The organism is Xenorhabdus koppenhoeferi (genome assembly GCF_900116635.1).
In the GTDB taxonomy this organism is placed as follows: Bacteria; Pseudomonadota; Gammaproteobacteria; order Enterobacterales; family Enterobacteriaceae; genus Xenorhabdus; species Xenorhabdus koppenhoeferi.
This window is the reverse complement of sequence record NZ_FPBJ01000023.1, coordinates 47,070-56,908: the sequence shown is the minus strand read 5'-3', so window position 1 is coordinate 56,908 and position 9,839 is coordinate 47,070. Positions and strand designations below refer to the sequence as shown.

The 9,839-nt window shown below is 45.0% G+C and carries 10 protein-coding genes and 1 pseudogene; 10 read left to right on the top strand and 1 reads right to left on the bottom strand.

What is annotated here, in order from left to right; all coding sequences use genetic code 11:
* Nucleotides 1-487: 487 nt before the first annotated feature.
* The 10 genes and pseudogenes from BM329_RS09165 (at nt 488) to cysQ (ending at nt 9,099) form a co-directional block, all read left to right on the top strand.
* Entirely contained in the window at nt 488-1,786 is a 1,299-nt protein-coding gene (locus tag BM329_RS09165) for an adenylosuccinate synthase (RefSeq protein ID WP_092552015.1), read from the top strand.
* Nucleotides 1,787-1,992: 206 nt separating this feature from the next.
* Nucleotides 1,993-2,424, top strand: a pseudogene (nsrR, locus tag BM329_RS09160) (nitric oxide-sensing transcriptional repressor NsrR).
* Between the two features lie 31 nt (nt 2,425-2,455).
* Nucleotides 2,456-4,897 (top strand): ribonuclease R, encoded by a 2,442-nt coding sequence (rnr, locus tag BM329_RS09155; protein WP_092552012.1) that lies wholly within the window; start codon nt 2,456-2,458, stop codon nt 4,895-4,897.
* Between the two features lie 58 nt (nt 4,898-4,955).
* Nucleotides 4,956-5,693: a 23S rRNA (guanosine(2251)-2'-O)-methyltransferase RlmB gene (gene rlmB / locus BM329_RS09150; protein WP_092552009.1), complete on the top strand. Its 738-nt coding sequence runs from the start codon at nt 4,956-4,958 to the stop codon at nt 5,691-5,693.
* Nucleotides 5,694-5,881: 188 nt separating this feature from the next.
* Entirely contained in the window at nt 5,882-6,280 is a 399-nt protein-coding gene (gene rpsF, locus BM329_RS09145; RefSeq protein WP_092552006.1) for a 30S ribosomal protein S6, read from the top strand.
* A 5-nt stretch (nt 6,281-6,285) separates the two neighbouring features.
* Nucleotides 6,286-6,603 carry a primosomal replication protein N gene (gene priB / locus BM329_RS09140; RefSeq protein WP_092552003.1) on the top strand — a complete coding sequence of 106 codons (318 nt, stop codon included), beginning with the start codon at nt 6,286-6,288 and terminating at the stop codon, nt 6,601-6,603.
* Nucleotides 6,604-6,607: 4 nt separating this feature from the next.
* The gene (gene rpsR, locus BM329_RS09135; protein ID WP_092552000.1) at nt 6,608-6,835 is read left to right on the top strand and encodes a 30S ribosomal protein S18; all 228 of its coding nucleotides are present in this window, start codon (nt 6,608-6,610) and stop codon (nt 6,833-6,835) included.
* A 38-nt stretch (nt 6,836-6,873) separates the two neighbouring features.
* Nucleotides 6,874-7,326 (top strand): 50S ribosomal protein L9, encoded by a 453-nt coding sequence (gene rplI, locus BM329_RS09130; protein WP_092551997.1) that lies wholly within the window; start codon nt 6,874-6,876, stop codon nt 7,324-7,326.
* Between the two features lie 151 nt (nt 7,327-7,477).
* Nucleotides 7,478-8,098 (top strand): BamJ family beta-barrel-assembly machinery protein, encoded by a 621-nt coding sequence (gene bamJ / locus BM329_RS09125; protein ID WP_092551994.1) that lies wholly within the window; start codon nt 7,478-7,480, stop codon nt 8,096-8,098.
* A gap of 254 nt (nt 8,099-8,352) precedes the next feature.
* Nucleotides 8,353-9,099: a 3'(2'),5'-bisphosphate nucleotidase CysQ gene (gene cysQ, locus BM329_RS09120; protein WP_092552021.1), complete on the top strand. Its 747-nt coding sequence runs from the start codon at nt 8,353-8,355 to the stop codon at nt 9,097-9,099.
* Between the two features lie 93 nt (nt 9,100-9,192).
* Here cysQ and BM329_RS09115 read toward each other — a convergent pair whose 3' ends face one another.
* Nucleotides 9,193-9,750, bottom strand: coding sequence for a YtfJ family protein (locus BM329_RS09115; protein ID WP_092551991.1), 558 nt, complete (start codon nt 9,748-9,750; stop codon nt 9,193-9,195).
* Nucleotides 9,751-9,839 lie beyond the last annotated feature (89 nt).

Genomic DNA, 9,839 nt, shown 5'->3' with positions numbered 1-9,839 from the left:
GGCGGCGGTATGCAGGCGTGCTCATGGTTAGTTCACTCTGTTTATGGAATGCAAATCTTATTATCGCACAAAATAATTTATGACGACATTATCTAGTACTACAGTCGTAAAATTCATAAAATCAATGCGTTGCCCAGTAAACAATAAGCAGCGGGTTTGCATAATTTCAATCTCTTATATGAAGCAAGTTCTCATCAGAATTGCTACAGCCGTAACCGTATTTTCATGAAAAAATGTTATGGGCTATCAGGCCACAAGGGAACATACGGCTGCAGTACTAAAATAAAACGCCCGATGAAGTCCATTATCAGGCGTTAAGTAAAAATAGTGTCAACGTATATCAGGACTAGACTCGGTTATCATTCCCAATGTTTACTTATCATCTCATTTATATGACGAAACGAAATAACAGAAGTGACAAAAAATACTGAAAGGTGCTAAATGAGATGGTAGAATCCATTTTTAAGCAACCGAGTGAAATTTTGAAATGGGTAAGAACGTTGTCGTATTGGGCACCCAATGGGGTGACGAGGGCAAGGGTAAAATCGTCGACTTGCTGACTGAACGAGCTAAATATGTAGTTCGTTATCAAGGGGGCCATAATGCGGGCCATACACTAGTCATCAACGGTGAAAAAACCGTTCTCCATTTAATCCCATCTGGGATCTTACGTGAAAATGTCATTAGCATTATTGCAAATGGGGTCGTTTTAGCACCAGATGCTTTGATGAAAGAGATGAGAGAGCTTGAATCACGTGGGATTCCTGTACGTGAACGCTTACTGATTTCTGAAGCCTGTCCGCTGATCCTGCCTTATCATGTTGCACTGGATAATGCCCGCGAAAAAGCGCGCGGAGCCAAGGCAATTGGCACTACTGGTCGTGGCATCGGCCCGGCATACGAAGATAAAGTTGCCCGCCGTGGTCTTCGTGTTGGTGATCTGTTTGATAAAGAAGCCTTCGCTGCCAAACTGAAAGAAATCATTGATTATCACAATTTCCAACTGGTTAACTACTACAAAGAACCGGCTGTTGATTATCAGAAGACGCTGGACGATATTCTGGCTGTTGCCGATATCCTGACTGGCATGGTAGTTGACGTTTCTGACCTGCTCTATAAAGCAACTCAGAAAGGTGAGCTAGTGATGTTCGAGGGTGCACAAGGTACACTGTTGGATATTGACCACGGTACTTACCCTTATGTGACTTCTTCCAATACCACTGCGGGCGGTGTTGCAACTGGTTCCGGTCTGGGTCCACGTTATGTTGACTATGTTCTGGGTATCATCAAGGCTTACTCTACCCGTGTTGGTGCAGGCCCATTCCCAACCGAACTGTTTGATGAAACTGGTGAATACCTGCGTCAGAAAGGTCAGGAATTTGGTGCGACTACAGGCCGTAGTCGTCGTACCGGATGGCTGGATATCATTGCTATTCGTCGTGCGATCCAAATCAACTCCTTGTCAGGCTTCTGCATGACCAAACTGGATGTGCTGGATGGCTTGAAAGAAGTGAAAATCTGCGTTGGCTATCGCCGGCCTGATGGCTCCGTAATTGACATTACGCCATTGGCGGCAGAAAACTGGGAAGGTCTGGAAGCCGTTTATGAAACGCTGCCAGGTTGGGATGAAAGTACCTTCGGTGTGAAAGATCACAGTCAGTTGCCACAAGCAGCATTGAACTACATCAAACGTGTAGAAGAGCTGACTGGTGTTCCTGTTGATATTATTTCTACAGGCCCAGATCGTGCAGAAACGATGATCCTTCGTGATCCATTTGATGCTTAATTGATAGTTTAATCTTTTCGGTATACATAACCGAGCTTAATGCTCGGTTTTTGTTTTTTTAAGAAATCAAGAAGCAAGCCACTCTGTTTTGCTTAATTTTAAAAATACCCACATAATGATGAACAACTAACGAAAACCAATATACAGAACAGACATTTTTTGGTTCCAAATAAATCCCCGTTATATTCAGTCTCCCAGAGGTGAGTGTGCAGTTAACCAGTTTTACCGATTATGGATTACGTGCTTTGATTTATATGGCTTCTTTACCAGCAGGTCAAATGACGAGTATTACAGAGGTAACTGAAGCTTATGGTGTCTCACGTAACCATATGGTAAAGATTATCAACCAACTTAGTTAGTTAGGGTTGGTGAAGGCTGTCAGAGGAAAAAATGGTGGCATTAGTCTGGGTAAACCTGCCAGCGAGATCAAAATTGGTAATGTGGTTAGCTCATTAGAGCCACTTGCATTGATTAACTGTAGTGCTTGTCAAATCACGCCTGCATGTTGCTTCAAATCAGTCTTGAATCAAGCAGTAGAGAATTTTTTGGAAGAGTTGGATAAACATACTTTGACCGATATGGTTAAAGACAATCGTCCCCTTTATCAGTTGCTTCTGGCTAGTGAAGTAAGGGGATAAACAGCTTGCTGATGACAACAGAGGAATGACGATGTCAAAAGATCCTTTTCAGGAACGAGAGGCTGAAAAATACGAATCTCCAATTCCAAGCCGTGAATACATCTTGGATATCATTTCTAAACACACCGCTCCGGTAAACCGTCAGGAATTAGCACAAGAACTTCAATTAACCAGTGCAGATGCACAGGAAGCATTGCGCCGCCGTTTGCGGGCAATGGAACGTGATGGACAGTTAGTTTTTACCCGTCGTCAATGTTACGCGCTGCCAGAGCGTTTAGATTTATTGAAAGGAATGGTGATCGGTCACCGTGATGGCTATGGTTTCCTGCGGGTAGAAGGCCACAAAGAAGATTTCTATCTATCTGCCGAACAGATGAAAATGGCTATCCACGGTGATGTTGTACTGGCACAACCTTTGCGACCAGACAGAAAAGGCCGCATTGAAGTCCGTATCGTACGAGTACTGGAGCCGAAAAACAGCCAAATAGTTGGCCGATATTTCATAGATGCAGGCATGGGGTTTGTCGTTCCTGATGATAGCCGCCTGTGTTTTGATATCTTGATCCCGAAAGAGGAAGTTTGCGGAGCAAGAATGGGGAACGTCGTGGTGGTTGAATTAACAAATCGCTCGACTCGCCGTACCAAAGCCATAGGCAAAATTGTTGAAGTATTGGGTGAAACGATGGGAACGAGCATGGCGGTTGACATTGCGCTTCGTACCCATGAAATCCCACATAGTTGGCCACCCCTGGTAGAAAAACAGGTGGCTGATTTAGATGAGAATGTTCCTGAATCCGCCAAACAAGGCCGTGTTGATTTACGTGAATTGCCGTTAGTAACAATTGATGGCGAAGATGCCCGTGACTTTGATGACGCGGTATATTGCGAAAGAAAACGTGGTGGTGGTTGGCGTTTGTGGGTTGCGATTGCTGATGTGAGTTACTACGTTCGTCCACAAACAGCTTTGGATACAGAAGCACGCAGCCGTGGTAATTCGGTCTATTTTCCGTCCCAAGTTGTACCAATGCTGCCAGAAGTGCTGTCGAATGGATTGTGCTCCCTCAATCCAGACGTTGATCGCCTGTGTATGGTGTGTGAAATGACCATTTCTGCCCAAGGCAAATTATCTTCCTATAAGTTTTACGAAGCGGTGATGAATTCACATGCGCGTTTGACCTATACGAAAGTTTGGAAGATTTTGCAGGGTGATCAAGAACTGCGTGAACATTACAAGCCGCTGGTGAAGCATATTGAGCACCTGCATGAACTTTATCAGGCATTGGAGCAGGCACGCGAACAGCGTGGAGCGATTTCGTTTGAATCTGAAGAAGCCAAATTCATCTTCAACGCAGAGCGTCGTATTGAACGTATTGAGCCGGTTGTACGCAATGATGCCCACAAACTCATCGAAGAGTGCATGATTCTGGCTAACATTGCCGCTGCCCGTTTTGTTGAAAAGCACAATGAACCGGCATTGTATCGTATTCATGATCGCCCGAGAGAAGAGAGCATCCTGAATCTTCGTTCGGTCTTCAATGAACTGGGGTTGAGTTTATTGGGTGGCCTGAAGCCAGAACCGAAAGATTACGCTCAATTGATGAAGGCTGTTGCAGATAGGCCAGATCACGAGCTACTGCAAACCATGCTGCTGCGCTCCATGAAACAGGCAATTTATGAGCCTGAAAATCGGGGGCACTTTGGTCTGGCGTTGCGTGCTTATTCTCATTTTACTTCACCGATCCGCCGCTATCCTGATTTGGCATTGCACCGTGCTATCAAATATTTATTGGCGCAAGAAAACGGTGTTGTTGAGCATCGCGAGACGCCAACAGGTGGCTGGCACAACGATATGGAACACATGCTGCAATTGGGCGACCACTGTTCCATGAGCGAACGTCGTGCAGATGAAGCGACAAGAGATGTAGCTGACTGGCTGAAATGTGATTTCATGCAAGATCAGGTGGGTAATATTTTCACCGGACTTATTACCAGTGTGACTGGTTTCGGTTTTTTTGTCCGCTTGAATGATCTGTTCATTGATGGTTTAGTCCACGTTTCGACTCTGGATAATGATTATTACAGATACGATAATGTCGGCCAGCGCTTGATTGGTGAGTCTTCCGGGCAAACATATCGCCTTGGTGATGAAGTTGAGATCCGTGTGGAAGCCGTACATATGGATGAGCGTAATATTAATTTCACTTTGCTTTCCTCGACACGTAAAGCGCGTAACCAAGGTAAAACAGCGCGTGATAAGACGAAAAAAGGCAATTCAAATTCAGAACGTAAGAATGGTAAAAAAGGCCGGGATTATAAAAAAACAGCTAATTTTGAGCCAGATAGCGAAGTTCGTAAAAAGAAAAGTACGGAAAAACCTAAATCACCTAAGCAAAGCAAGAAAAAACAATCAGACATAACCAAAAAAATTACGGCAAAATTGAAAGCAAAGCGTGCAAAGAAAAGCATGAATTAATTGTCCATAAAAACAGTCAGTAAAAATAGTTAATCAGTGAGTCAGGTATCAGCCAGTCATGAGTGAAATTATTTACGGTATCCATGCCGTTAAAGCCCTGTTGGAACGTGATCCACAGCGATTCATGGAAGTTTATGTATTAAAAGGGCGTGAAGATCGTCGTTTGACTCCATTGTTGCAGGAACTGGAAAGTATCGGCATTGCGGTGCAACTGGCTAATCGCCAATGGTTGGATGCCCAGACAGAAAGTGCCGTACATCAAGGAATCATTGCCCGGGTCAAACCGAGTCGTCAGTATCAAGAAAATGATTTGCCGGATTTGTTATCCCGGATGGATCGCCCATTTCTGTTGATACTGGACGGTGTTACTGATCCCCATAATTTGGGGGCTTGCCTGCGTACTGCTGATGCTGCGGGAGTTGATGCGGTTATCGTTCCCCGTGATCGCTCAGCACAATTGAATGCGACAGCTAAAAAAGTTGCCTGTGGTGCCGCAGAAAACGTGCCACTGATCCGAGTGACCAACCTTGCCCGTACTTTACGTTTGCTGCAAGAACACAATATCTGGATTGTCGGGACGGCGGGTGAAGCCACTCATGCGTTATACGAGAGCAAATTAACTGGCCCGATGGCCTTGGTTATGGGGGCGGAAGGCGAAGGAATGCGTCGTCTGACCCGTGAACATTGCGATGAATTGATCCGTATTCCAATGGCAGGCTCAGTTTCTTCCCTGAATGTATCGGTTGCAACAGGGGTATGCTTGTTTGAAATCGTACGTCAGAGAAGCACCCAGTAATTTTTACTTATTTCAAATCGTTTGAAAGAAGAATAAACGCGTTTTTCTCCTGCCCGTACCTTGAGTTTTTTGTATTGTACGGGTATAGTGACGCGTCGATTTTTCAGCCGTACTAAACACGTTCCTTGCCTCCATGGGCCACGGCTGACCCTGACAGGAGGCTGAATAATCCGTAAGGAGCAATGCTAATGCGTCATTACGAAATCGTTTTTATGGTCCATCCTGATCAAAGCGAACAGGTTCCGGGCATGATCGAGCGTTACAGTGCGACTATCACTAACGCGCAAGGTCAGATCCACCGTTTGGAAGACTGGGGTCGTCGTCAATTGGCTTACCCAATCAACAAACTGCACAAGGCTCACTACGTTCTGATGAACGTTGAAGCGCCACAGGAAGCGATTGATGAACTGGAAACTAACTTCCGCTTCAACGACGCCGTTATCCGCAGCATGGTTATGCGCGTTAAGCACGCAGTAACTGAAGCATCACCAATGGTTAAGGCTAAAGACGAACGTCGTAGCCGTGATCTGGCTCTGGAAGAAGACCTGGTTGATGATGCTGATGAAGCTGGGGATTCTGAAGAGTAATTACCGTGACAACCAATCGTTTGGTGCTTTCTGGCACAGTGTGCAAGGCACCGATACGAAAAGTCAGTCCATCCGGTATTCCACATTGTCAGTTTGTGCTTGAACATCGTTCACAGCAACAGGAAGCCGGATTCAGCAGGCAGTCATGGTGCAGAATGCCCGTTATTGCCAGCGGACAGTTGTTACAGGAATATACTCACAGTATAACGGTCGGCAATCGAATAACTGTTTCAGGATTCATTAACTCCCATTATGGGCGCAATGGTCTGAGTAAACTGGTTCTTCATGCCGAGCAGATTGAATTGATAGATTCTGGAGACTAGCCAAATGGCACGTTATTTCCGTCGTCGCAAGTTCTGCCGCTTCACAGCGGAAGGCGTACAAGAGATCGATTATAAAGACATTGTTACGCTGAAAAACTACATTACCGAAAGCGGTAAAATTGTACCGAGCCGTATTACCGGCACTCGTGCAAAATACCAGCGCCAGCTCGCTCGTGCTATCAAGCGTGCTCGCTACCTGTCTCTGTTGCCTTATACTGATTGTCATCAGTAATAGGCTCAGTCCATTAACGACTTTGAGAGGATAAGGTAATGCAAGTTATTCTGCTTGATAAAGTAGCGAACCTGGGTAGCCTGGGTGACCAAGTTAACGTTAAATCGGGTTATGCCCGTAACTTCTTAGTGCCACAGGGCAAAGCTGTTCCTGCAACTAAGAAAAACATCGAATTCTTCGAAGCTCGCCGTGTTGAACTGGAAGCCAAACTGGCTGACGTTCTGACAGCAGCGCAAGCTCGTGCAGAGAAAATCAACGCACTGGGTTCTGTTACCATCGCTTCTAAAGCGGGTGACGAAGGCAAACTGTTCGGTTCTATCGGTACTCGTGACATCGCTGATGCAGTAACTGCTGCTGGTGTTGAAGTATCTAAGAGCGAAGTTCGCCTGCCTAACGGCGTTCTGCGTACTGTTGGTGAGCACGAAGTTCACTTCCAGGTACACAGCGATGTATTCGCACAGTTGAATGTTAACATCGTTCCAGAAGCTTAATCTTTGATTAAGTTTACGAACATGTGACAAAAAACGCTGGCAATGCCCGGCGTTTTTTTCTATTAAACCCCATTAACTCTTTTCACGCGTTTACCCATCTGTATAGTGCTGTTATGCTTGAGTCTTCACTTATTTAATAACAGGTATTTTCATGACAAAACCTTCTTTTGACTCTATTGAAGCACGTGCAAGTTATGGTATTGGCTTGCAAGTTGGTCAACAATTACAGGAGTCTGGTTTGCAGGGTCTGGAGCCAGAAGCGCTTTTGGCGGGATTGTGTGACGCGCTGGAAAGCCGCACTCCTGCTATTCCTGTAGAAGAACTGCATCGTGCTCTGCGCGAAATACATGAACGTGCTGACAGCGTTCGCCGTGAACGCCAGCAGACGATGGCAGAAGAAGGCAACAAATTCCTGACAGAAAATGCCCAGCGTGAAGGGGTTAACAGCACTGAATCTGGGCTGCAATTTTCTGTCCTGACACAAGGTGAAGGGGCAATCCCGGCTCGTACTGATCGTGTTAGTGTTCACTATACTGGTCGCCTGATTGATGGCACTGTATTTGATAGCTCAGTACAGCGTGGTACACCAGCAGAATTTCCTGTAAGTGGCGTGATCCCAGGCTGGATTGAAGCGCTGACTCTGATGCCAGTAGGTTCTAAGTGGGAACTTTATATTCCTCACAACTTGGCTTATGGTGAGCGTGGTGCGGGCGCATCCATCCCTCCTTACAGTACACTTATCTTTGAAGTAGAATTACTGGAAATTTTATAATTCTATTTCAATGGAATAGCCGGTTAACCGGCTATTTTTTTGCGTGAATTTAGCTGTGATCGGTAAATAAAGTATTCGCCATTACAGTAAAAAGTGCGCTAAAAATGTAGTTTCTTTCACGTGATATATACCCAATAGATTTCAAGTTGCGGCATGGCGATAAGGAAGTGAATCCTCGACATAGATAACAGCCATTCAAGTAGCAATTTGAAAGCAGTAAGGGGATAGCTGAACAAAGAATGCAGAGGTGTATGATGCTACAACAAGTCTGCCAATTGGCACGGGAAGCGGGTGCAGCGATCATGGAGGTCTATCTGTCTGAACAACCGTTGCAAATAGAGCACAAGATGGACAATTCACCTGTTACAGCTGCGGATATTGCAGCACATAAAATTATCAAAGCTGGATTGTTGCGGATTGCCCCTGATATCCCCTTGTTATCAGAAGAAGATCCTCCTATATGGGAAGAACGGCAAAGCTGGCAGCGTTACTGGTTGGTTGATCCACTGGATGGTACAAAAGAGTTTATTCGCCGGAATGGTGAGTTTACTGTCAATATCGCATTAATTGAGGATGGCATACCTGTTATGGGTGTCGTTTATGTCCCTGCACAGAATATTCTGTATTCGGGGCAGGGACGTCAGGCGTGGAAGGAAGCCAATGGACAGACACTTCCGATTAAAGTTGTGCCTGCAACACTGCCAATTGTGGTAGTTGTTAGCCGTTCTCAGCGAGATGATGAAGAATTAAATGATTATCTTGCTCAATTAGGGGTTCACGACATACTATCGGTTGGGTCTTCACTTAAGTTTTGCATGGTTGCGGAAGGAAAAGCCCAGCTTTATCCACGCTTTGGACCAACGAATATCTGGGATACGGGTGCCGGACATGCTGTTGCAATTGCCGCAGGTGCACATGTTACCGATTGGGAAGGAAAAACATTGAATTACTTCCCGCGTGAGTCTTTCCTGAACCCGGGCTTTAGAGTCAGCATCTTTTAATGCTCAGGTGATAATGGCCCACTGCCGTGGAACCATTATCACTGAACTATTATGAAAAGATTATCGTTATTTAGAATCCGATTGGGATGAAAGTTATTTTTTCAGTTCTTCTTCAATAAGGCTGATAACGTGCGTGATTTCTTCATTACTCAACTTGCCGTCTTTGACAAATTTCACGTTACCATTTTTATCCAGCACAATAATTGCTGAACTCTTCGGTTCCAGTCCCCATGCTTTTTTGGCCAGTCCATTGCTGTCGACAATAAATTGTGACCACGGAAACTGTTTTTTGCTGTCTTCAAGGTTATTACGAACGAAGACGCTGGTGCCAAAAATAGCATCGTCGGTATTTACGATACTGGTTGTTTGATATTTATCTTTTGGTAAGCCGGCATTTTTTAATGCTTGAATCAGAGGGTCATTCATCTCTTTTGCGGAACTACGGCCAGCAATGTGCTGGATAGTTCTTACTTTTCCCGGCAGTTCAGTACTGTCCCAATTTTGGTAGCTGAACTTGCCATCGTTGAATAACAGCTCACCTTTATCGGTCACACTGACCGCAGGAACTTGCTGTTCTGGTGTGATGTTATGGGCGAAAGCAAATATTGGCATCAAACTCAATATTGCAGATAATGCAATGTTTTTTATCATATTTATTCCTCATTTGGCATAGTGTGGCATGTTATCAGGGAACGTCATATTCAGCATAGCGCTTGTTGACTGGTCTGTCCTCATTAAAA